General features: G+C 68.1%; 23 protein-coding genes and 1 tRNA gene. 12 read left to right on the forward strand and 12 right to left on the reverse strand.

The window, feature by feature from the left end; genetic code table 11:
• Nucleotides 1-75: 75 nt before the first annotated feature.
• Together AMYHA_RS11990 and AMYHA_RS11995 are read left to right on the forward strand one after the other, a co-directional pair.
• Nucleotides 76-2,106, forward strand: a complete 2,031-nt coding sequence (locus AMYHA_RS11990) for an alpha/beta hydrolase family protein (protein ID WP_034276924.1) — start codon at nt 76-78, stop codon at nt 2,104-2,106.
• 17 nt (nt 2,107-2,123) lie between these two features.
• On the forward strand, nt 2,124-2,531 hold the full coding sequence (locus AMYHA_RS11995; RefSeq protein WP_034270993.1) for a TIGR03668 family PPOX class F420-dependent oxidoreductase: 408 nt from the start codon (nt 2,124-2,126) through the stop codon (nt 2,529-2,531).
• 18 nt (nt 2,532-2,549) lie between these two features.
• Here AMYHA_RS11995 and AMYHA_RS12000 read toward each other — a convergent pair whose 3' ends face one another.
• Genes AMYHA_RS12000 through mptB form a run of 3 tightly spaced genes read right to left on the reverse strand, consistent with a single transcriptional unit; the run spans nt 2,550 to nt 5,451 of the window.
• Complete coding sequence (locus tag AMYHA_RS12000) at nt 2,550-2,912, reverse strand: VOC family protein (RefSeq protein ID WP_034270995.1); 363 nt, start codon at nt 2,910-2,912, stop codon at nt 2,550-2,552.
• Nucleotides 2,913-2,963: 51 nt separating this feature from the next.
• Entirely contained in the window at nt 2,964-3,821 is an 858-nt protein-coding gene (locus tag AMYHA_RS12005; protein WP_051399799.1) for a helix-turn-helix domain-containing protein, read from the reverse strand.
• On the reverse strand, nt 3,790-5,451 hold the full coding sequence (gene mptB, locus AMYHA_RS12010) for a polyprenol phosphomannose-dependent alpha 1,6 mannosyltransferase MptB (protein WP_157362039.1): 1,662 nt from the start codon (nt 5,449-5,451) through the stop codon (nt 3,790-3,792). The genes AMYHA_RS12005 and mptB overlap by 32 nt, the downstream gene beginning before the upstream one ends.
• Before the next feature lie 193 nt (nt 5,452-5,644).
• On the opposite strand from mptB, the gene AMYHA_RS12015 reads away from it, so the two are divergent.
• A complete protein-coding gene (locus tag AMYHA_RS12015) occupies nt 5,645-6,634 on the forward strand; it encodes a malate dehydrogenase (protein ID WP_034270997.1) in 990 nt (329 codons plus the stop codon).
• Between the two features lie 152 nt (nt 6,635-6,786).
• Here AMYHA_RS12015 and AMYHA_RS12020 read toward each other — a convergent pair whose 3' ends face one another.
• Both AMYHA_RS12020 and AMYHA_RS12025 read right to left on the reverse strand, forming a co-directional pair.
• Nucleotides 6,787-7,482: a histidine phosphatase family protein gene (locus AMYHA_RS12020; RefSeq protein WP_034271000.1), complete on the reverse strand. Its 696-nt coding sequence runs from the start codon at nt 7,480-7,482 to the stop codon at nt 6,787-6,789.
• 117 nt (nt 7,483-7,599) lie between these two features.
• The gene (locus AMYHA_RS12025) at nt 7,600-8,436 is read right to left on the reverse strand and encodes an undecaprenyl-diphosphate phosphatase (RefSeq protein WP_034271002.1); all 837 of its coding nucleotides are present in this window, start codon (nt 8,434-8,436) and stop codon (nt 7,600-7,602) included.
• Between the two features lie 193 nt (nt 8,437-8,629).
• Between AMYHA_RS12025 and AMYHA_RS12030 the strand changes: the two genes are divergently transcribed.
• The 3 genes from AMYHA_RS12030 to AMYHA_RS12040 are packed head-to-tail and all read left to right on the forward strand — an operon-like array spanning nt 8,630 to nt 10,883.
• Nucleotides 8,630-9,607 (forward strand): aldo/keto reductase, encoded by a 978-nt coding sequence (locus AMYHA_RS12030; RefSeq protein ID WP_034271005.1) that lies wholly within the window; start codon nt 8,630-8,632, stop codon nt 9,605-9,607.
• Between the two features lie 20 nt (nt 9,608-9,627).
• On the forward strand, nt 9,628-10,626 hold the full coding sequence (locus tag AMYHA_RS12035) for a YncE family protein (protein WP_231104716.1): 999 nt from the start codon (nt 9,628-9,630) through the stop codon (nt 10,624-10,626).
• Nucleotides 10,623-10,883: a DUF5703 family protein gene (locus AMYHA_RS12040; protein WP_231104717.1), complete on the forward strand. Its 261-nt coding sequence runs from the start codon at nt 10,623-10,625 to the stop codon at nt 10,881-10,883. Before AMYHA_RS12035 ends, AMYHA_RS12040 begins: the two co-directional genes overlap by 4 nt.
• On the opposite strand, the gene AMYHA_RS12045 is transcribed toward AMYHA_RS12040, so the two are convergent.
• The 4 genes from AMYHA_RS12045 to AMYHA_RS12060 all read right to left on the reverse strand — a co-directional run bounded on the left by AMYHA_RS12045 (nt 10,876) and on the right by AMYHA_RS12060 (nt 13,745).
• Nucleotides 10,876-11,826: an alpha/beta fold hydrolase gene (locus AMYHA_RS12045; RefSeq protein WP_051399801.1), complete on the reverse strand. Its 951-nt coding sequence runs from the start codon at nt 11,824-11,826 to the stop codon at nt 10,876-10,878. The genes AMYHA_RS12040 and AMYHA_RS12045 overlap by 8 nt on opposite strands.
• Nucleotides 11,823-13,142 (reverse strand): M20/M25/M40 family metallo-hydrolase, encoded by a 1,320-nt coding sequence (locus AMYHA_RS12050; protein ID WP_034276934.1) that lies wholly within the window; start codon nt 13,140-13,142, stop codon nt 11,823-11,825. The genes AMYHA_RS12045 and AMYHA_RS12050 overlap by 4 nt, the downstream gene beginning before the upstream one ends.
• A 143-nt stretch (nt 13,143-13,285) precedes the next feature.
• Complete coding sequence (locus AMYHA_RS12055; RefSeq protein WP_157362041.1) at nt 13,286-13,555, reverse strand: hypothetical protein; 270 nt, start codon at nt 13,553-13,555, stop codon at nt 13,286-13,288.
• Complete coding sequence (locus AMYHA_RS12060) at nt 13,548-13,745, reverse strand: hypothetical protein (protein WP_034271014.1); 198 nt, start codon at nt 13,743-13,745, stop codon at nt 13,548-13,550. The genes AMYHA_RS12055 and AMYHA_RS12060 overlap by 8 nt, the downstream gene beginning before the upstream one ends.
• Nucleotides 13,746-14,012: 267 nt before the next feature.
• On the opposite strand from AMYHA_RS12060, the gene AMYHA_RS12065 reads away from it, so the two are divergent.
• From AMYHA_RS12065 to AMYHA_RS12075, 3 genes are all read left to right on the forward strand, one after another.
• A tRNA-Leu gene (locus AMYHA_RS12065) sits at nt 14,013-14,096 on the forward strand.
• A gap of 124 nt (nt 14,097-14,220) precedes the next feature.
• Nucleotides 14,221-14,688, forward strand: a complete 468-nt coding sequence (locus AMYHA_RS12070) for a hypothetical protein (protein WP_157362043.1) — start codon at nt 14,221-14,223, stop codon at nt 14,686-14,688.
• A complete protein-coding gene (locus tag AMYHA_RS12075) occupies nt 14,685-15,743 on the forward strand; it encodes a tyrosine-type recombinase/integrase (RefSeq protein ID WP_034271016.1) in 1,059 nt (352 codons plus the stop codon). Before AMYHA_RS12070 ends, AMYHA_RS12075 begins: the two co-directional genes overlap by 4 nt.
• A 276-nt stretch (nt 15,744-16,019) precedes the next feature.
• On the opposite strand, the gene AMYHA_RS12080 is transcribed toward AMYHA_RS12075, so the two are convergent.
• From AMYHA_RS12080 to AMYHA_RS12095, 3 genes are all read right to left on the reverse strand, one after another.
• Nucleotides 16,020-17,066 (reverse strand): tyrosine-type recombinase/integrase, encoded by a 1,047-nt coding sequence (locus AMYHA_RS12080; protein ID WP_034271018.1) that lies wholly within the window; start codon nt 17,064-17,066, stop codon nt 16,020-16,022.
• A 720-nt stretch (nt 17,067-17,786) separates the two neighbouring features.
• A complete protein-coding gene (locus AMYHA_RS12090) occupies nt 17,787-18,992 on the reverse strand; it encodes a hypothetical protein (RefSeq protein ID WP_157362045.1) in 1,206 nt (401 codons plus the stop codon).
• A gap of 2 nt (nt 18,993-18,994) precedes the next feature.
• Nucleotides 18,995-19,195 (reverse strand): hypothetical protein, encoded by a 201-nt coding sequence (locus tag AMYHA_RS12095; protein ID WP_034271023.1) that lies wholly within the window; start codon nt 19,193-19,195, stop codon nt 18,995-18,997.
• Nucleotides 19,196-19,590: 395 nt separating this feature from the next.
• Here AMYHA_RS12095 and AMYHA_RS12100 point away from each other — a divergent pair, with 395 nt between their 5' ends.
• The 3 genes from AMYHA_RS12100 (at nt 19,591) to AMYHA_RS12110 (ending at nt 21,104) form a co-directional block, all read left to right on the forward strand.
• The gene (locus AMYHA_RS12100; protein WP_034271026.1) at nt 19,591-19,929 is read left to right on the forward strand and encodes a hypothetical protein; all 339 of its coding nucleotides are present in this window, start codon (nt 19,591-19,593) and stop codon (nt 19,927-19,929) included.
• 560 nt (nt 19,930-20,489) lie between these two features.
• Entirely contained in the window at nt 20,490-20,693 is a 204-nt protein-coding gene (locus tag AMYHA_RS12105) for a hypothetical protein (protein WP_034271029.1), read from the forward strand.
• 87 nt (nt 20,694-20,780) lie between these two features.
• The gene (locus AMYHA_RS12110; RefSeq protein ID WP_157362047.1) at nt 20,781-21,104 is read left to right on the forward strand and encodes a hypothetical protein; all 324 of its coding nucleotides are present in this window, start codon (nt 20,781-20,783) and stop codon (nt 21,102-21,104) included.
• The last annotated feature ends 133 nt before the right edge of the window (nt 21,105-21,237 follow it).

A 21,237-nucleotide genomic window follows, 5' to 3' on the forward strand; every position in this document is an offset into this window, starting at 1 on the left:
TCAACGACCCTAAGCCACCCCGTGTTGATCCGCGCGACCGGCATCGCCGAGGCGTTTCGCACTATCCTCGCCTGGGTGAGCAGCATCGCACCGTATGGCACCTGGGAATCTCCGATCACGGCCGAGATGGCCGCCGCGGCGAGTGGCGCGGCCCACTGGACGGATTTCGTTCAGAGCGAAATCGCCTGGGCGCAGCCGCTGACGAGTGAGGGTGGCCGGGTCACGCTGTTACGGGAGACGCCGTCCGGTGTCGAGGAGCTGGTGCCCGCGCCATACAACGTGCGCAACCGGGTGCACGAGTACGGCGGCAGGCCGTGGGCCGCGGTCGGTGCTTCGATCGCGTTCACCAATTGGGACGACCAACGCCTCTACCTGCGCCGGGCTGACGGCAGTATCGCCGCGCTGACCCCGGAACCCGACACGCCCCAGGGCCTGCGCTACGCCGACCTGACCGCTGGCCCCGGCGGCGAGATCTGGGCGGTGCGGGAGACGATCACCGGGCCGAAGCCCACCGACGTCGCCCGCGACCAGGTCGCGATCAGCCTCGACGGCGAGATCCGCGTGCTCGGCGCGAGCCACCACTTCCTCACCGCGCCGAAACCGTCCCCCGACGGACGCAAGGCCGCCTGGCTGGGCTGGGACCACCCGGACATGCCGTGGGATACCGCCCAGTTGTGTGTCGCCGAGATCGGTGCCGACGGCCGGTTCGCCGAGCACAGCGTGCTGAGTGGCGGACACGGCGTTGCGGGTGTGGAACACGGCGTCGGGAACGTCGAACACAGCGTCCTGAGTGCAGGACACGGCGTCGTGGGTGTGGAACACGGCGTCGGGAACGCGGGACGCGACGTCGCGGTATGCCAGGTCGAGTGGGAGTCGGACGACACCCTGCTCGCGCTGGCCGATCCGGACGGCTGGTGGAACCTCTTCCGTATCGGTCTCGACGGCAGCAGGGTCAACCTCGCCCCGGTGGCCGAAGAGATCGGCGGAGCGCTGTGGCAGCTGGGTTACCGCTGGTTCCAGCCGCTCGGTGACGGCCGCCACGCCGTGCTGCGCTCGGGCGGGCTCGCGGTACTGGACGAACGCGACGGAACGGTCACCGGCGTCGCGGCCACGGCCGATCTGCCAGCCTGGTCGGCCACCCTCGCCGTCAGGGACGGCGTCGTCACCGGGGTCGCCGCGGGACCGCGTACCCAACCGACCGTGGTCGCTGTCGACGTGCGGAGTGAGACCATGCGGGAGGTCAGCGAGCCACGTGGTGAGCGGGTGCCCGACGGATACCTGCCCGTACCGGTCGCGCGGCGCTTCGCAGGCGCGGATGGCGTCGAGATCCCCGCCTACGTCTATCCGCCCACCAACCCCGACTTCGCCGCGCCGGACGGTGAACTGCCGCCGTATGTGGTGCACGTCCACGGCGGGCCGACGAGCGCCGTCTCCCCCGCGCTGAGCATGCAGCTCGCGTACTTCACCAGCAGGGGCATCGGCATCGTCGCCGTCAACTACGGCGGCTCCACCGGCTATGGCAGGCGATACCGGGAGCGGCTGCGCGAGCAGTGGGGCGTGGTCGACGTCGCGGACTGTGCCACGGTCGCCGAGGCGCTGGCCACAGCGGGCACCGCCGACCCGCGGCGGCTGGCGATCCGTGGCGGCAGCGCTGGCGGCTACACCGGGGCGCTGTCGGCGAGTACGACCACGACCTACGCCGCCGCGACGATCATGTTCCCCGTCATCGACATGCTCACCTTCGCCAGCGGCGAGACGCACGACTTCGAGTCGCGGTACCTGGACAGCATGGTCGGACCGCTGCCGGAGCAGCGGCAGCGCTACATCGACCGCTCCCCGATCACGCACGTGTCATCACTGGCCTGCCCGGTGCTGCTGCTACAGGGCGCGGAGGACGAGATCTGCCCGCCCGCGCAGGCGGAGAGCTTCGTCGAGCCGCTGGCTGGCTCCGGCATCCCGCATGCCTACCGGTGCTTCGACGGTGAGCAGCATGGCTTCCGCCGCGCCGAGACGATCATCGAGGCGCTGGAGGCTGAGCTGTCGTTCTACGGCCAGACGCTCGGGTTCGACCCGCCAGGCGTGCCGACGCTGCCGCTACGCCGGTGACACGCGAGGCCAGGACTATGCGACTCAGCACCGGTGAAGCGCGACGACGCTTCACCGAAGCGCGGGTGGCGCGACTGGCCACCGCCGGTGCCGACGCCGTGCCGCACGTGGTGCCGGTGACGTTCGCCGTGGACGGTGACGCGATCGTGTTCGCCGTCGACCACAAACCGAAGACGACGACGGCACTCCGGCGACTGCGCAACATCGCGGCCAACCCCGCCGTGAGCCTGCTCGTGGATCACTACGAGGACGACTGGACGCGCCTGTGGTGGGCGCGGGCGGACGGGCACGCCCAGGTGCGCACCGAGGACCCGCCCGCCGTGGCGCTGCTCGCGGCGAAGTACCCGGCGTATGCCGAGCGGCCGCCGGAGGGACCCGTGGTGCGGGTCGACGTCAGCCGGTGGAGCGGTTGGTCGGCGGCGTAGGGCTCACGGCGAACCGGCTCACCGGTGGGCGAGCACGTTGATGACCGTGCTGCCCGGATCTTCGACGAAAAAGCGCCGCACGCCCCACGGCTCGTCCGTCAACGGGTAGACGACGCGCAGGCCGCGTTCCACCGCGGCGGCGTGTGCGGCGTCCACCGCAGCGGGGTCACCGACGTCGACGCCGAAGCGCGGTTGGGGGTTCTCCATACCCGCTGGCGGGATGATGACCTGTGCCGTCGGGTTGGCGGGTGAGGTGAGTCCGAGCACGGGGTCGTCCATGGCGACCCGCAGCCCGAGTACCTCGACGTAGAAGTCCCTGGAGCCAGCGACGTCGGTTCCATCCGCGTAGGGCACGATCCTGGTTACTGACACGGTGTCCATGCCTGCCAGAGTGCCGGGTGGCAACGCGGGTGTCTTGGACGAACGCGAAATCTACGCCGGAAGCGGCACGTGGTTGAGCTGCTGGCCTCGTCGCTGGAGATACGTGGTTGGCGAGAGTCCACAGTGGGCGCGGAAGTCGCGGATGAAGTGCGCCTGGTCGTAATAACCGTGCCGCATCGCGAACGCCGGCCAGCCGAGCCGCGCGGCGTCATCGATGCTCGCGAGCGCGGAGCGAAACCGCCGCAGCCGCTGGTAGGCCTTGGGTGACAGCCCCACATCGGTGCGAAACACCTGCTCCACGCGGCGCTGGGTCAACCCCACGCGTTCGGCAAGCTCGGCAACACCGTGACGTCCCGGCGCGCCGGAGAGCCACGCCGTCGCGGCGGCAGCCAACGGGTGCGCGGCCTCGGCGGAATGGGCCAACCGGTCGCGCAGCGCCGATTCGACCGTACGGAGCCGCGTCAGCGCATCGGGTGCGGCGAGTGCCCGCTCGCGCACCCGATCGGCGCTCGAGCCCCAGAGATCCTCCAACGCGACGTGGCGGTCGCGAAGCTCATGCAATGGCGCGTTGACCAGCGGTCGTGCGCCGCCTGACCGGAAGACCACCCCGAGGACATGCGACTGCTGGGCGGTGTCCAACATGTACGCGCGTCGGTACGGTCCTGCCACGAGCGCGCCCGAATAGGCGTGGCGCACCCCGCCATCCGATAGGGAGAAGCGATCCTCACGCAGGTTGATGAGGAGTTCGACCGCCCCGGTCGGCAGGCGCAGCTCCGCTCGGTGCGCTGGGCTGTCGCCCTCGTGCAGCCAGATCGACGCCACGAACTCTCCGGTGAGTCCGCCGGGCGTCAGCGAGGTGAACATCGCATCGTCGACGTCAGCGCCGGGTGTCCATGGCGGGAGCGTCATCGGCGGCCGAGGTTTCGTCAGGCATGGCGTCGGCAGCCGGACCGTCGGCAGCCGACGGCTCCGCCGGCTCCTCGCGGCCGGTGACGGCGCGAACGATGCCGAGCGGGTCGGGCCGCAACAGGCACCAGGCGGCGTAGCCGCTGGCCAGGAACACGGCGACCATCGACGGGTCGTGCAGCGCTTGCTCGCCCGTCGGGTAGTACACCAGCACCAGGAACACCGACACGCCCACGACGATGGCAAGGTGCCTGACCTGCCAGGCGAAGCAGGCGGCGATCACGAAGCCCCAGGTGAAGTACCAGGGCAACGTCGGAGGAGCGAGCATCGCGGCGGCGATGAGCGTGACCGCGAGGTGGTAGACCGCCGTCGTGCCGCCGTTGCGGGCCCGCCACCACTGCCAGATGCCGAAGCCCGCGAGCACCACCCATGCGACGCCCCTGGCGCCGGTGACGAACGGGGACTGCGTCACCGGTGTGAACAGGTTCGTGATGACGTGCAGCAATTGTCCGATGCCGGTCGGGAAGTTCAGCCAGTTCTTGATCAGCTGCGGCCCTTCAAGGCCGCCGAGCCAGCCGAGGTTGACCGAACCGAGCGCGGCGAATGTTCCCGCCACGTACACCGCCACGAAGATCGCCACCGACATGGTGCCCGCGCGCAGGAAGTTGACCAGCTTGCTCCGGGTGTCCGGCAGGTGGTTGGTCCAGATCCAGACCAGGAACGGCAGCGCGATCGCCGCCGTCGGCTTGATCAGCATCGCCACCGTGGCGACGATGATCGCCAGTACGTGCTTGCGTTCCAGCGCGAGCAGCACGCCCAGCACCAGCGGTCCGAGCATCAGTAGTTCGTTGTGCGGGCCGCCGACCAGGTGGATCACCGTCATCGGGCTGGCAATGGCGAGCCACATCGTGATCGCCGGATTCCCGCCGAGGTGTCGCACCAGTCGGTGCAGCACCCACACCAGCAGCGCCAGCCCCGGCAATAGCGCGATCCGCGTGATGATCACGCCCGCGATCGGGTTGTCCCCGGTCAGCGACACGATGCCTTTGGCGAACGCCAGGAACACCGGCCCGTACGGCGACGGAGTGCTCTGCCACGCCGAGTACACGTTCTCCACGATCGTGGGGATCTCGGTGAGCACGTTGGGCGCGTTGGCGTACGGGTCGTGCTCGTAGAGCAGCGCACCCTGTGCCAGGTAGGCGAAGACGTCGCGGGTGAACAACGGGGGCGCGAACAGCAGCGGCGCCATCCAGCAGCCCGCCGCGACCAGAACCGGCCGCGAGCCGACGCGATTGAGCAGCACATACCGACCTAGCCGCACCCACGCCCACACCACCAGGGCGAAACCGATATACAGCACGCCCGTGGCGAGGTTGCGGCCGTGGCCGTAACGCAGCCATGACAAGGACCCGGTGCCGATCAACGGGTCGGAGACGAGGATGCCGCCCGCACCGATCGACGCCGCCAACAGCAACACCGAGCCGATCGTGCCCAGCGCGATCGTGCGGTACGGAAACGGCGACGGCACCGCGCCGTCCCCGGTCGCGAACCGCCGCCAGCGTGGTGTCGCGCCGGATGCTCCGGTCAGTTGCCGAGCAGAGGCGGTGTCAGAGTCGGAGGTGGTGGTGTCCATGTCACCGACAAAGGCTACACACCCGACAGATCCGCCTCAGCCGGAACCGGTGCTGGACCAGCGGGTGAAGCCGCAGCATGCGCACATACGACCGAACGCGTGACGGAAACCATGCCTACACGCTCTTTCCTCCCGAAGCTGGGGGGATAGCATCCTTCTCCGACGCCATCTGTCCCCGAGCAGGAGAAACGCAATGACCCACGCTCCCGTCAACGTCACCGTCACCGGCGCGGCCGGTCAGATTGGCTATGCGCTGCTGTTCCGCATCGCGTCTGGCCAACTGCTCGGTGCGGACACGCCCGTCAAGCTGCGCCTGCTGGAGATCCCGCAGGCCGTCAAGGCCGCGGAGGGCACGGCGCTGGAACTGCAGGACGGCGCGTTCCCGCTGCTCGCGGGCGTTGACATCTTCGATGACGCCAAGCAGGCCTTCGAGGGCACGAACGTGGCGCTGCTGGTCGGCGCTCGCCCGAGGACCAAGGGCATGGAGCGCGGTGACCTGCTCGAAGCCAACGGCGGCATCTTCAAGCCGCAGGGCGAGGCGATCAACGCGGGCGCCGCGGACGACATCAAGGTGCTCGTCGTCGGCAACCCGGCCAACACCAACGCGCTCATCGCGCAGGCCCACGCGCCCGACGTGCCCGCGGAGCGGTTCACCGCGATGACCCGCCTCGACCACAACCGCGCGATGGCGCAGCTGGCGGGCAAGCTGGACGTCTCGGTCGCCGACATCAAGAAGCTGACCATCTGGGGTAACCACTCGGCGACGCAGTACCCGGACATCTTCCACGCCGAGGTCAACGGCAAGAACGCCGCCGAGGCCGTGGGCGACCAGAACTGGCTGGAGAACGAGTTCATCCCGCGCGTGGCCAAGCGTGGCGCGGAGATCATCGAGGCGCGCGGTGCCTCATCGGCCGCCTCGGCGGCGTCCGCCGCGATCGATCACGTGCACGACTGGGTCAACGGCACCCCCGCCGGGAACTGGACGTCGATGGCGATCCCGTCCGACGGTTCCTACGGTGTGCCGGAGGGCCTGATCGCGTCGTTCCCCGTCACCTGCTCGGGTGGTTCGTACGAGATCGTGCAGGGCTTGGAGATCAACGACTTCTCCCGCACCAAGATCGACGCTTCGGTGCAGGAGCTCTCCGACGAGCGCGAGGCGGTGCGCAAGCTCGGCCTGGTCTGAGGCCGCCTGGAACCACCAAGACCATTCCGACGCGTCCGGCGGCAGGTCGTGTCCGGCATGTCCGGTACGTCTGCCGTCGGCCCACCGCTATCCGCTGAGCGTTATGTCGTGCCCGGTTGATCCGGCTGTCGTGGCGCTGAGCGGAGGCGGTGTCAGGTGCCGGTGGTGCCACCGACGGGGTTGTCGGAACCGGACGCGCCAGTGTCTGACTCCTGCTTGGGCACGGTCTCGCCCAGGTCTCCCCCGGTGTCGTTCAGCCGCAGCAGCATCGGTCGCAGCTCGGTGTAGCGCACCACCGACATCGACCCTGGGTCGACGACGATCCGCTGGAAGGCGTCCAGGTGCTGGCCGAGCGCGTCCGCCAGCACCGACTTGATCACGTCGCCGTGGCTGCACAACAGCCACACCGCATGGTCGCCGTGCTCAGCGGTGATCCGCCGGTCGTGCCTGCGCACGGCGGCAACCGCGCGGGCTTGCACCTCGGCGAGCCCTTCACCGTCCGGGAACACCGCAGCGGAGGGGTGCGCCTGCACCACCCGCCACAACGGCTCGCTCATCAGCGAGCTGAGTTCCTTGCCGGTCCACGAGCCGTAGTCCACCTCGGCCAGGTCCGGCTCCTCGACAGGTTCGACCCCGGTCGCGTGCACCAGCGGGGCCAGCGTCTGCTCGCAACGCAGCAACGGGGAGCGCACCAGCCCCGCGAGCGGCACGGCGGCGAGGCGCCCCACCAGGTCAGCCGCCTGTGCGCGGCCGGTGTCGTCCAGTTCGACGCCGGGAGTGCGGCCCGCGAGCGTTTTCGCGCCGTTGGCGATCGATCGGGCATGCCGCAGTAAGATCACCGTTCCCACGGCCTCAGCGTAAACGCGAAGCCGCCGTGGACACAGTGCGCCCGAAGCCTCAGACGTCGTGTCCTGCACTCAGGACGCTGTGTCTGGCACTCACGACGCTGTGGCGCGGTCCCGAGATCAGACGGAGGGGCCAGCCTCCGGGTCGAGCACTCCGGTGAATACCAGCGCCAGCAGCAGGATGCCAAGCACGATCCGGTAGATCACGAACGGCATGAAGCTGCGGCGACGGATGTAGGCCATCAGCCCCGCGATCACGGCATAGCCCACGACGAACGCGATCGCGGTTGCCAGCAGCGTCGGCCCCCACTCCGGTGATGAGCCGTTGCCGATGTCCTTCAGCTCGTAGAACCCAGCGCCCAGCACGGCGGGCACCGCGAGCAGGAAGGCGTACTCGGCGGCATCCGGGCGCTTGTAGCCAAGCGCGAGACCAGCGGTGATGGTGCCCCCGGAGCGGGAAACGCCGGGGATCAGAGCGAACGCCTGGGCGAATCCGTAACCAAGGCCGTGCGGCACCGTGAGGTGATCCAGGTCGCGCCACTTGCGGCCGTAATAGTCGGCGAGAGCGAGCAGGATGCCGAACCCGATCAGTACCGCGGCGGTCAGCCGCAGATCCCGGAACGCCGACTTGATGTGCTCCTGGAACAGCAGCCCCAGGATCACGATCGGCAGCGTGCCGACGATGATCAGCCAACCCATCCGTGCGTCAGGGTCATGCCGGTACTCCGGCTGATACAGCGAGCGGAACCACGCGGTGAGGACGTTCCCGATCTTCTTGCCGAAATACAGGATCACCGCCAGCTCGGTCCCGATCTGGGTGACGGCGGTAAACGCCGCCCCTGGATCTTCCCAGCCCGCGAACGCCGCCGTGATTCGCACGTGCGCGCTCGACGAGATCGGCAAGAACTCGGTCAGTCCCTGCACGATGCCGAGTACGACGGCCTCCAGCCAGCCCATGTTCGGTGATCCCCGTCCTTTCAGTGTGTTTCCGTCCATCGCGCACCGCGATCGGTGTCCCGCGCCTTCGATCGGGTGACTTTATCCAGGCATGATCAGCCGTCGCTGCCGGGGTCGTGCCGCTGTCACGGGCGTGCGACACCGCCCACCTGATGCGGCGCTCGCGCGCGCGACCCGGGTAATCTCGGCCCCCATGGAGCAGCGACGGCTTGGGGGTTCGGGACTGCGGGTGTCCCGACTGGCGCTCGGCACGATGACCTGGGGCGAGGACACCGACGCCGAGGAGGCGGCCAATCAGATCGTCGCGTTCGTCGACGCGGGCGGCACGCTGATCGACACCGCCGACGTTTACCAGGACGGCGAGAGCGAACGGGTGCTCGGCTCACTGCTCGGTGATCTGGTGCCCCGCGAGGACATCGTGCTGGCCACCAAGGCGGTCGCGCGCCGCACCGAGGGTCCGTTCGGTGGCGGAGCGTCGCGCGGCGCGCTGCTCACCGCGCTGGACGGCTCGCTGCGGCGGCTCGGCGTCGACCACATCGACCTGTGGCAGCTGCACGCCTGGGACGAGCGCGCCCCGATCGAGGAAACCCTCGCCGCGCTGGACACCGCGGTGACCTCGGGCAAGGTGCGCTACGTCGGGGTGTCGAACTACACCGGCTGGCAGTTGGCGACCGCCGCGTCGCGGCAGCGCTACGCCGCGCCCGCGAATCCGATCGTGTCCATCCAGTCGGAGTATTCGCTGCTGGAACGTGGCATCGAGCGGGAGGTCGTGCCGGCAGCCGCGCACCATGGCGTCGGCGTGCTGCCGTGGGCCCCGCTGGGCAGGGGCGTGCTGACCGGCAAGTACCGGAACAGCACGCCGGCCGACTCGCGCGGCGCGTCGTCGCACTACGCGCCCTACGTCGAGCATCACCGCACCGAGCGGGCGTCGCGCATCGTGAAGGCCGTGGTCACCGCCGCCGAGGGGCTGGGGTCGTCGCCGCTGGCGGTGGCGCTGGCGTGGGTACGTGACCAGCCGGGCGTCGCCGCACCGGTGGTGGGCGCGCGTGACACCGCGCAGTTGACCGGCTCGCTGGCGGCCGAAGAGATCACGTTGCCCGCCGAGATCAAGGGCGCGCTCGACGACGTCAGTGCGCTGGAACTGGGCTACCCGGAGCGCAGGCTCGGATGAGGGCAAGGATGCGTTGTGCGGTGACGGCGTCATTCGCCGCGGTGGTCCTGCTGCTGGCTACCGCGTGCAGCGACTCCGATGGGCCCCGCGATGAGCTGCAGCTGGTGGAGAACCCGACAGCGGCGACCCCAGCCGACTCGCCAGAGCAGGACGAGACGCTGGAAGGCACGGTGCTCGATGTCGACGGCGACGTCACCAGCGTGGCGATCAACGGTGGCACGCTCGCGGCGGCCGTGACCGGGGACGACGACGATGCCGGGGTGTTGTTCTACCGCCTGGGCAGCCTCGGCGAGCGGCCGGAACGGGTCGACGTCGACGGTCCCGTGGAGCGGCTCACGGCCAGTGGCGACCAGTTCGTCGCGACCGTGCCCAGTGAGGACACCGTGCTGTATCTGACCCCCGGTGGCGTCGTCGGCAAGACGTCGGTGGACGGCGGGCCGACGTCGGTCGCCGAGCTGAACGGCCGCACGCTGGTCGGGCTGCGCGAGGACAAGGCCGTCGCCGTGTTGGAGCACGAACAGCAGACCGCCAGGACGTCCGGCGAGCTGGCCAGCGCGGACCAGGTGCTGCTGAGCAGCGAGGGCGCCGCGATCGTGCTCGACCGGCTGCGCAGCGCGGTGTTCGAGGTGCAGGACGACGAGGGCGACATCGGGCTCGGGCTGCGGGCCGGTCAGGGTGCCACGAACGCCGTGGCCGACCGCTACAACCGCGTGCTCGTCGTGGACACCCGCGAGGAGTACCTGCTGGCGTTCTCGCTCGATCCGCTGGTGCTGCGGCAGCGCTATCCGGTGCCCGGCGGCCCGTATGGCATCGCCTACGACCCACAACGGGACCTCGCGTGGGTGACGCTGACGGCGCGCAACGAGGTCGTCGCGTTCGACGTCACGGGCGGTGAACCGCAAGAGACGGCCAGATTCGCTACGGTTCGGCAACCGAATGCGGTTACGGCGGACTCACCGAGAGGTACCGTGGTGATTGCCTCTGGAGACGGTGAAGGAATACAGGTGATCGAACCGTGAACAGCACCGAGGCGGTGGCCGACGAGGATTCTCTAACCGACGGCGGGTCGGTGGTCGACGAGAAGTGGGAGTACCGGCCGCTCCGGTTGCCACCGGGCATCTCCCGACCTTCCGCGGCCACGCAACTCGCCATCCACGCGGAGTTCTCCGGCTGGGAACTCTCGACCGTCCGGCTCTACGCGGACGGCACCCGTAGGGTGTGGCTCCGCCGGCGCTACCGACCAACACCAACAGGGCTGCCCGGAGTGATCACCTAGCCTCCCGCAGCCGTCGCTGAACCGCGTGTACCACGGCGGTGACACGCGGCAAGACCAGTGCGGGCGCTTCCAGCGGCGCCAGGTGTCCTGTGCCGGGCAGCACGAACGTCGTAGCGTCCGCGATGCCGTCCAGTAGCGCGGCGACCTGCTGCTGCGGCACCAGCCGATCCCGCTCGCCAGCCACCCCGATCACCGGTGTCCCCTCGGGCAGCGACAGCTCGGCGTGCCGCACGTAGTCGTCCAACGCCGTGCGGAACAGCGCCATCGCCTTCGGCCAGTGGTGGCGGATCATCCGCAGCGTCAGCAGGACGTCGTCCTGGCGCGGATCATCGCCGAACAACGACCAGCGCATCGACGTCACCATCGCCTTGTGGGAACGGTCGGTGACCAGGTCGACCAGCGCGGGGCCGAGCAGCGACTCCAGATCCCACATCAGCTTGTTGATCACGGCGGGGATGCGTGACGTCGATGACTCCACCGCGAGTCCGGTGGCCGCGCGCACTTCGGCGGCCCGCTCCCCCGCGCCGGTGGCGAGTAGCACCAGCCCGGCGACCACCGGCGGAGCGCCGCCAGCGGGCTCGAACAACGCAGGGTGGCGTTCGCGGAGCGCCAACGCGGTGAGCCCGCCCATGCTGTGGCCGACAACAACGACGGAGCCGGTCGCGACGCTGCCGATCAGTTCGGCGAGGTCGTCGCCCAGTTGCTCCACCGTCGCGGTGCGGGCCGTGGCCACCGACGACGCGCCGTGGCCGCGCTGGTCGTAGGCCACGACCTGCACCGGGTGGTCGACGGCGGCGGGCAGATCGGCGGTGAGGTGGTGCCAGCAGCGGTGGTCGAGCGCGTAGCCATGGGCGAAGATGACCGTGACGTCGGCGTCAGGGGGGCCGTCGCGGATCACGTGCAGTGCGGTGCCGTCGGACAGCCGCACGGTCTCCTCGCTCAACAGCTACGCAGGAAGCGGTCGAGGACTCTGGTGCCGAACTTGAGGGCGTCGACGGGTACGCGCTCGTCAACGCCGTGGAACAGCGCGGCGAAGTCCAGCTCCGGTGGCAGTCGCAGCGGGCAGAACCCGAAGCTGCGGATGCCGAGCTTGTCGAACGCTTTGGCGTCGGTGCCGCCGGAGAGCATGTACGGCAGGGTGTGCGCGTCGGGGTCCTCGGCCAGCAGCGAGGTGCGCATCGCCTCGACGAGGGGGCCGTCGAAGGTGGTCTCGACGGGCTCCAGCTCCAGCCACTCGCGTTCGATGTCGGGTCCGAGGATTTCGTCCAGTTCGGCGTTGAAGGCGGCCATGCGGCCGGGCAGGATGCGGCAGTCGACGGTCGCCTCGGCCACCGACGGGATGACGTTGGCCTTGTAGCCCGCGTTGAGCATCGTGGGGGTGGCGGTGTCGCGCAGTGTCGCGCCGACGACGCGGGCGATGCCGCCCAGCTTGGCGACGGCGCCGTCGAGGTCGTCCTCGGGGAACTCCAACCCGGTGAGGTCGCTGACCCCGGCGAAGAACTCTCGCACGCTGTCGGTCAGGACCAACGGGAACTGGTGGTTGCCCAGCTTGGCGACCGCTTCGGCGAGCTTGGTGACGGCGTTGTCGTTGTTGATCATCGAACCGTGGCCCGCCGTGCCGCGCACCCGCAGCTTCATCCAGCGGATGCCCTTTTCAGCGGTCTCGATGAGGTAGGCGCGGACGTCCTCGGTCAGCGTGAGTGAGAAGCCGCCGACCTCGCTGATGGCCTCGGTGGCACCCTCGAACAACTCAGGACGGTGGCTGACGAGCCACTGCGCACCGTACTGGCCCCCAGCCTCCTCATCGGCGAGGAACGCGAAGATCAGCTCGCGAGGCGGCACGATGTTGTTGCGTTTGTAGTGGCGGGCAAGGGCGAGGGTCATGCCGAGCATGTCCTTCATGTCGACCGCTCCCCTGCCCCAGACGTAACCATCCCGGATGGCGCCGGAGAACGGATGCACCGACCATTCCGAGGCGTCCGCGGGAACGACGTCGAGGTGCCCGTGGATCAGCAGGGCGTCCCGGTTGGGGTCGGCGCCTGGCAGCCGCGCGATGACGTTGTGCCGGTCACGTCCGCCCGACTCGACATAGGTGATTTCGTAGCCGACCTCGGTGAGCTTCTCCGCGACGTACTCGGCGGCGGCCCGCTCGCCGACCAGCGTGTCAGGGTCGCCGGTGTTGGTGGTGTCGATCTGGATCAGCTCGCTGACCAGCGTCACCGCCTCGTCGGCGACAGCAGCGATGTCCGGGCTGGGCATGGTGTCTGGGTGCTCGGTCACAGACGTCTTCCTACCATTAACCTGCGGCTCGATGGGGTACCTGGACGATGCTGGTGTCGACTGGCAGACGTCTGGCGTTGGCGCGGGAAGGATCTTTCAACCGGCTGCGTCCAAAGTTGCGATTAGGTGTCGACGCTTACGTGCTGCACGCTGATGACCTCGCGCCCTTCATATACGGTGACCGTGTACCAGATTGTCACCGCGTCATCAGGCAGGTGCAGTTCATAGGCACCTGGCAGCGGGTCATCACCGGGAAACGGGGTGGCGAGAGTCGGAATTGGTTCGTCCAGCAAGTGGAAAATGGTCCGCTGCACCGTCCATCGAAGCGGCTGCGGTAGAGCCTCAATCTCATCCCAGGACGCGCCGGGGAAGCGAACGAGGCGATCACTCATTGATTCCCCACACTGACGCCAGTTCCTCGCGAGAGAAGGTCGGCGCGCCATCGCCCGGACCATCATCGACGTGAGCACGGCGCTTGGCGACGGTCCGCCCGACCTCGCGCCGCAGTCTCCTGACTTCAGCCCTCAGCGCATCCAGCTCGGCACGGGGGATGGTGATCATGTCAGACGATTCGACGCTCACACTTACCTCCCTCGGTTCGGCCTCGTTGGCCCGAGTCTAGACCGCCGAGTCGAACTCGTCGCGTTCCGCCGCACCAGTGAGTTCCTCAACCTCCGCGTAGTCTCGCCATCACCGCCTTATCTCAACGCGCCGATCCCTACCGTTGCTGGCCGCAGAGCACATAACGACGGTGGGCGCCGACTGCTGGCACACCCGTAAACGGGTGGCACCCCGGGTGCAAGCGGCTCTGGCGATCAGATACGCTGTGTCGCAGCAACAACAGAGCGAGTCCGAGTGGCGGAATGGCAGACGCGCTAGCTTGAGGTGCTAGTGCCCGTAATGGGCGTGGGGGTTCAAGTCCCCCCTCGGACACCGGTGGGTGGGATCCCTCCCACGCAAATACGAGCGATTTCCGGTCGACACGGCGGCGTGGCGCGCAGCGCCCGCCGTCGTATCCTGCTGTGCGCTCAGCTCCGCGCGGGCGGGGATGATGGCCGTGTTTGAGACGTTCGTGCCGGCCGTGGTTCCGCGGTCCACCTCTCGAGCCGAGCGGTCGCCGATCGGTCCGGCGTCGCGGGGGATGTCGCTGCCCCGGTTGGCGGCATTACCCGACGAGACCGCGATGCTCTACCGCATCGCCGCGCTGGACGAGCGCGGCCGGGTCGCTGAACAGTCGGTCGTGCGTGCCCTCGGCTGGGAGCCAGGCCAGCGACTGCAGTTCAGTTTGGTGTCCAACACTGCGGTGGCCGTGCACCCGGACGCCGCCGGAATGTTCACCCTGGCTCGGCGAGGCCACATTCCCCTGCCCGTAGCCGCGCGGCGGTGGTGCCACCTTGAGGCAGGTGACCGGGTGCTCCTGGCCGCCGCAGCGGACAGTGGCGTGCTGATCGTATACACAGCGCGCGCTCTCGACGCGATGGTCACGGCGTTCCACTCCGCGATGGACGGGGGTGTTACGTCATGACTGCCAGTCCTGACGAACATCCCGGCACTGCGGAGATCGAAGCCGCACGCCTGGTGCTGCAGCGCATGGGTGTCTCTCCCGCCGATCTTCTCGGCAGCACCCAGCAGCGCTCCCCCGCGCCGACGTTCGACGAGTACATCCCCAAGGTGTCCGCCGCTGTCAGCGCCGGCACGAGACGGGTGTACTCGTCCTACTGGAAACGGATCCAGCAGCACTGGGGCCACCGGCGACTCGACGAGCCCACCGCGCTGGAGATCAAGCAACTGTCCGAACACATCCGAACCCACGTCGTGTCCCGCCGCAACGCACGCGGTGGCCGCAGCGCAGCCGAACACCTCATCGCCGCACTCCGGTGCGTCTACAACCACGCCGTCGTCGACGGCCTGATCGCTGAGTCCGACAACCCCGCACGACGGGTCCCGAAGCCCCGCCGTCTGCCCAGCACCCGGCGAGGTCTGCCCGACACCGGACTGGAGGAGATCAACCGAGTCGCGGCCACCACCGGAAACGACCCGGCACTGGACAGCCTGCTCCTGCGGCTGCACACCGAGACAGCCTGCCGCCGCGGCGGCGCGCTCGCCTTACGCCCGCACGATCTCGATCCCGCGCAATTTCTGGTGTTGCTGCAGGAAAAAGGCGACACGGTGCGCTGGCAGCCCGTCTCCCCCACCCTGATGCGCCACCTGCAAGCACATGCCGAAGAACGAGGTGCGGCTGCTGCTGGCGGACAACTGCTGCGGTACCGCTCCGGCGAGCCGATCACCACCCGGCGCTACGACCACCTCTGGACGCGCCTGGGCAAACACCTGCCGTGGGTAGCCACCCAACAAATCAGCACGCACTGGCTACGGCACACGACGTTGACGTGGGTAGAACGCCATTTCGGCTACGCCGTAGCCCGCGCGTTCGCCGGCCATATCGACAGCGGCGGCGACGCCGGTACCACAACGACCTACATCCGAGCCAATCTCGAGGAAGTCGCTGCCGCCCTCGCAGCGCTCACCGGCGAACCCCATCCCCTGGCATCGGCAAGACCAGACCGGGCAGGTGCATGATGGTCGGCCCGACATGTTCACCCGGAAGCACAAATGACCAGATCGCCAGTCGCCGTCGCCGCGTCTGCCTCGCTTCGCTCGTGGCCGCTGAGGCCTTGCCGCAGTTGCCCCAGGCGTTCGCCGCCGACGACGAGAGCGCGCGGCCCCGACAAGACTAGCACACGTTAGTGTCCATCGTGGACGATTGGTTGCTAGACAGCAGGGCTTGCCGATTCAACCAGCACCGCTGGTGCAACTACGGTCAGAACGCCGCGTGCTTGGCTTGTGTTTCTCGCGTTACGCGGTGACAACGAGGGGGTGGGTTTCACCTGTCAGTACTGCGAGCGCGGTCGCGACTTCGACTATGTCCGCGCGGATGTAGGTGGCAGTCACTCCGGCGCTGCGGTTGTCGTTGTGCCCGGCGTAGGCTCGGGCCACGGCGTAGCCGAAATGGCGTTCGACCCACGTCAACGTCGTGTGCCGCAGCCAGTGGGTACTCACTTGCTGGGTCCGAACCCACGACAGATGCTTCCGCATCCGTGACCAGAGATAGTCGTAGCGGCGGGTGGTGATCGGCTGGCCGTCACGGTAACGCAACAACTGCGCGCTGGGCTCTCCCGGGCCGCGCTCTACGTGATCACGCAGGCATCGCATCAGGGTCGGCGACACAGGTTGCCACCGCTGCGTATCTCCCTTTTCCCGCAACAGAATTAGGCACTGCTCCTCGTCAAGATCTTGAGGACGCAACGCGAGCGCGCCACCACGCCTGCAAGCCGTCTCCGTGTGCAGCCGCAGAAGGAGACAATCGAGTACGGGGTCGTTCCCCGTCCGTGCGGCCACCTGGTTGAGTTCACGTATCCGGGAGTCCGACAAGCCGTGGCGTGTGCTGGGAAGACGCCGCGGTTTGGACACCCGGAGAGCAGGATTGTCCGCTTCCCTCACCCATCCGTCAGCTGCCGCATGGTTGTAGACGCAGCGCAACGCCGAGATCAGATGCTCGGCCGCGCTTCGCCCACCCCTGCTGTTGCGCCGGACCACAGCGTGACTTCTGACGTGCTCGGCCAAGTATTTGACGTCGATTGCCGTCGGTTCATCCAGTCGGCGTTCGCCCCAGGTCTCCACAATCCGGTCCCAGTACGGACCGTATGCCCGGCGCGTCCCGTCCCTGACCGCGATGGCCACCTTCGGTACGTACTCCGCGAAGGTCGGTGGCGGTTCGGCCCGTGGTACGTCGGCGAGGAGCTCCTCGGGGTTCACCCCTAAACGCAACAACAACAGACGTGCTGCCTCGACCTCGGCCGTCCGAGAGGGTCCCGAACTAGTGTGGGTCTGCCGGTCCCTCATTTCGGATCACGCCTGGTCGTGGTACGCGAGAACCATTCCGTCCAACACCGCCATCGTGTGCACGATCAATGCACCCAACTCTGGTGCTGCCGCGAGCAAAACCCGATCGCCCGGCCTCACGCCGCACCATCGGCGCACAGACAGCGGGAGCTGCACGTGACCTCTTCGTGTCAGGTGGAACGCCCCGTAGCGGTTCCGTCGAAAGACGACGACGCCCGATGTCGTTGCGACGTCGACCCGGTCGGCGGGCAGCCAACCGAGAACCCGCATGAGCGACGACTCCGCCATTCGGCCGCGGTGATCCACCGAGGCAATTCGGTAGTGCATCGACCCGTCTCGGGATAGGACCTGTTCCGCCAGCGGGAGTGCCCGCACGTTCTCCTCAGTCTTGCGTGGCTTTCGCCTGACCGGGATAACCGCGCCCACGATCTGTTCAGCGACGGTCTCAGTCACGGAGCATTCCCCACGCCTGCCGTCTGCCCCAGGGATGGCCAACGCGGAAGAATCGCCGAAGTTCATAGTGTGATTCCCTCCTCGGCACGGTTGGCCGTAACGGTCGCCACAGCAGCGGGGCTGCTGCTCGGTACGGCTTAACGACGGCATGCACGCGAGTGCGCCGATCGACTCGGCGGCCTGCTCAGGCGCGGGATGCGACCTCTGCGTTAGCCTCTGCATGACGTCGGAGCCCTCGTTCCCCCGCTTCAAGGCTGGCGACCGAGTTCACCTTGCTCGGTGTGGCGCTGGGAGCAGACGGTGCTGCGTGCGACCGCGGCCTGTTGGGGCGTGCTCGTCGCCGGTGAGCCGCCATGCCAGTGCTGCATTCGCTGCAGCGCCGTCGGCAGTCCTGCGTCCCAGGCCACAGGGCGCGGCGACTGCGGCCACCGGTCGGTCGAGCGCCTGCTCGGTCAGCTCGAGCGCCGTTGCTGACGATTCCGGGTGCCGCTCGTCAACCAGCCCGGCGATCACGGCGATGTCGTGGCGCAGCCTCCTCAGGGGTGTGTAGTCACTAGCATCCAGCGAGGGCGGATTGTCCCCGTCGCACAGCGCGACATGTACCGGGGGAACTGCCCTGCCCGCACGCTCCAATCGGGCAGCCAGCGCATTAGTGAACGCGACCATCGGACTGAGGTCGCGCAGCGAAGCGATCGGCTTGTGCCCGAGATCGCCCCGGCACCACTTGTGCAGCACAAACTGGGTCTCCGGCAGCGCCGCCGAGATGACCTTCGCGGCCTGCTGAGCCAGGAACCGAGTTAGGACCGGCCAGGCTGCCCGAGGAGCCCGGTCGTAGGCGACCAGCACCGCCGGGCTTTCCAGCTGGATCACGATCTCCTCGTTCCACGTTCTGGCCAGATGCTCGACGTGCTCGATCTCGGCTACGACCGCGGCGTTGAATACCGGTAGGTAGCGCACCGCCGACACGATCGCCCGCACTGCGGCGCGCGGCGACAGCCGACGCATCACTGCGGCCGGCACTCCGAACGCGAACAACGCCAAGTCAAGCGGCGCGGGCATCGAGACCTGGTACGGCGGCAGCTCGGCCGCGCTGAGCTGCCGCCGAGCTGCCAGCGCGGCCGTGACCTCGGCACTGCGGCCGGGGGTGACGTCGCCGATCCCAAGGCGCTCGCCACGGCCGAGCCGGTAGACCGGCAGCTTCGTGTAGTCAGAGGAATCGCCGTCGAGGACAAGGTCCATCGGGCCACGCTCACGGAGCCCGTCAAGCCAGTCGATGATCCAGCGGGAATCCCGGTCGCACGGCAGCGTGGTCAACTCAGCTGTCCCGACATGGTCGAGCATCCACTGCATGGCTGCTCGATCTGTCTCGGCCACCGCCGGCGGCAGTGAGCCCACGAAGTGGATCGGTCGTCGGCATGGTGCGCCGTGCGGAATGCTGGCGGTATCGGGCTGCCGGTGGTCGAGATGCGACATGATCATTCCCCTTCCAGCTGCGGCGAACTCGGCGCGACCTTGTCCCCGATCCGCCGCCAGCGAGAACACGTGTCGCACCAGCAGTACGGCGATCTGGGTCCGTGTTCTTCGATCGCGGTGTCGACCTCGGCAGGGATCTCGAGTACGTGACCACAGAACAGGATGTAGCGAGCGGGTTCGGTGTCGATGTCCGACGTGCACATGGCCTTGCCTCCCCAACTAACGAGCGAAAGCCGATTTGCAGGTAGAACCGACGAGCTCGTAGTCCGAGCTCCATGGGCGGTACCAGATCGACCACTCACGCTCATAACGTCCATATGAGTTGTCTTACTGGGACAACTTTCCCATCTTCAAGAATCAAATGTCAACTCATGTGGACGTACTGTGCTCAGGCCGGGCTGGTGGGCCTGCGCACTCTGCGCCGTCGGCGGCCGAGCCTGAAGCCCATAGGGAGAGACGCCCCTGCGGGCTTGACTCCCTTCCCCGCCACCGGCGCCGGGCGAGTGCGCCCCACCGAACGGGGGGCAGCGGCCAGATCCGCTCCATCAGGACTCTCTGCGCGAACGAGTCGATGCGCCTCTGGTCGCCCCGTACGCGCATGATGAGAAACCACCATGGGCGGGACTACCTTCGAGATCTACGCCGAAGGCCCCAACATCGCGATGGCTTTCCAGGTCGCCGTCAAGGGGGCGCCCGCACTCTCAAGGGTCTGCCGATCCCGAAGCGCGACGGCGGCTACACCGACCTGCGCGCCGCCGCCGACGCGGCGGCCACCGGTCTGGCCGAGGACGAGGCCATCGCCGACGTGCCGTCCGCGCAGTACGTCATGCGCCGCGACGGCGGCGTGAGCGGCAACAGCCAAAGAGTCGTCACCGTGAGGACCACCGGCTCCCCCGATCAGACCGGCTGGTTGTTCTTCGGCCTGGTCAAGACGTAGCAACCATTTGACAGCCGCTACCCGTACTCGGTGGGGCCTGCGCACTCTGCGCCGTCGGCGGCCGAGCTTGACGCCTTTTGCCGTCGCCAGCGCTGGGACGAGTGCGCACCATCGAACGGGACACAGCACCCAGATGCATCATCGGAACCGTCCAAACCCGACCGTTCGGCCCACATTGTCTTGCCGACACCGGGCGGGCTGATCAGCAACCCGCAGCTTACCGGGAGCTGCGATGCATGTCTCGATTCGCCCCTTGGTGCGCTCACGCCACATCGGGGTTGCTGTGACCACCACGTAACGGAATCCGCAATTCAGCTGGACCTGTTCCGTCGATGACAGGGTCCTGGTAGGTGCTGACCTCCGGCTGTGCAGCTCGTCGGACCTCGCACGTCTCCCTGGCCGTGCGGGCGTGTTGCCGCTCTCAGTGAAGCGGGCCTGTGCCTGCCGGAACCAGGCCAAACCGCTGCCGCGGTCGGCTTTGCCGAGCCTGGTCCCGGCAGGCACAGGCCCGCTGTCGGGTGCGGCGGCAACACGCCCGCACCCGACACAGGGAGGTACCTGTGACCGACGACCTGTCGCACTTGTCAAGCAAGGAACTCACCGATCGCGCCACGGAGGCGATCATTGATGCTGACGCTGACGCGCTGGACGCGGTAGCCGAGGAGTTGAAACTGCGATCCGATAAGGACCGGAAGGACGGCAGTGCCTTCCAGCGGATCGCCGCCGAGCATCGGGCGAAATGGCAGCGGTCCAGGAGCGGCTGACTCCAGCGGCGAACGAAGTTGTGTCGGACCCCGTATCCGATGGACCGGATGCGGGGCCGCCGTAGTCAATACGGAAGGATCAGCGGCATGAACACCGATCGACCATCGGCGTTGACTCCGCAGGAGTGTCGTCGCGTTCTCCGTGATCTGGCCTCGGGTTGTGATCCCGATGCCAGCCGTCCGGTGGGCGACGACATTGACACTCCGGTCACCCGCTTGCGGCGATGTATCGACACCGAACATCACGACGACTTGACCGCCGCGCTGGCCTACGTCGAGGAGCGCGGACGACTCGCTGGAGCTCGCCTCGCATTTCGTCACGCCGAACGGCTCCTCACCGAGGATGCGGCCGACGACAAGGACGCGACCGTCGTTGGTTTGATCACCGCGCGTATCCACCGCAGGAGCTGACCAGCCAGCGCTAACAAGCAGGACATCTGGTGAGTGGCGGCCCGCTCGCACCGTCAGGAGTGATCGTGGCCGGATCAGCGCCCCGGCAGACCGTTCTGCCCGGCAACCTGCTGCGCACCTGGGTGACATGATC

Source organism: Haloechinothrix halophila YIM 93223, assembly GCF_000504245.1.
Lineage (GTDB): Bacteria > Actinomycetota > Actinomycetes > Mycobacteriales > Pseudonocardiaceae > Haloechinothrix_A > Haloechinothrix_A halophila.

Bases quoted from the DNA above. Each gene is read 5' to 3' on its own strand.
- AMYHA_RS11995 (WP_034270993.1), top strand. From the start codon at position 2,124: ATGCGACTCAGCACCGGTGAAGCGCGACGACGCTTCACCGAAGCGCGG.
- AMYHA_RS12000 (WP_034270995.1), bottom strand. From the start codon at position 2,912: ATGGACACCGTGTCAGTAACCAGGATCGTGCCCTACGCGGATGGAACC.
- AMYHA_RS12005 (WP_051399799.1), bottom strand. From the start codon at position 3,821: ATGACGCTCCCGCCATGGACACCCGGCGCTGACGTCGACGATGCGATG.
- mptB (WP_157362039.1), bottom strand. From the start codon at position 5,451: ATGGACACCACCACCTCCGACTCTGACACCGCCTCTGCTCGGCAACTG.
- AMYHA_RS12015 (WP_034270997.1), top strand. From the start codon at position 5,645: ATGACCCACGCTCCCGTCAACGTCACCGTCACCGGCGCGGCCGGTCAG.
- AMYHA_RS12025 (WP_034271002.1), bottom strand. From the start codon at position 8,436: ATGGGCTGGCTGGAGGCCGTCGTACTCGGCATCGTGCAGGGACTGACC.
- AMYHA_RS12030 (WP_034271005.1), top strand. From the start codon at position 8,630: ATGGAGCAGCGACGGCTTGGGGGTTCGGGACTGCGGGTGTCCCGACTG.
- AMYHA_RS12050 (WP_034276934.1), bottom strand. From the start codon at position 13,142: ATGCCCAGCCCGGACATCGCTGCTGTCGCCGACGAGGCGGTGACGCTG.
- AMYHA_RS12055 (WP_157362041.1), bottom strand. From the start codon at position 13,555: ATGAGTGATCGCCTCGTTCGCTTCCCCGGCGCGTCCTGGGATGAGATT.
- AMYHA_RS12075 (WP_034271016.1), top strand. From the start codon at position 14,685: ATGACTGCCAGTCCTGACGAACATCCCGGCACTGCGGAGATCGAAGCC.
- AMYHA_RS12080 (WP_034271018.1), bottom strand. From the start codon at position 17,066: ATGAGGGACCGGCAGACCCACACTAGTTCGGGACCCTCTCGGACGGCC.
- AMYHA_RS12090 (WP_157362045.1), bottom strand. From the start codon at position 18,992: ATGTCGCATCTCGACCACCGGCAGCCCGATACCGCCAGCATTCCGCAC.
- AMYHA_RS12095 (WP_034271023.1), bottom strand. From the start codon at position 19,195: ATGTGCACGTCGGACATCGACACCGAACCCGCTCGCTACATCCTGTTC.
- AMYHA_RS12100 (WP_034271026.1), top strand. From the start codon at position 19,591: ATGATGAGAAACCACCATGGGCGGGACTACCTTCGAGATCTACGCCGA.
- AMYHA_RS12110 (WP_157362047.1), top strand. From the start codon at position 20,781: ATGAACACCGATCGACCATCGGCGTTGACTCCGCAGGAGTGTCGTCGC.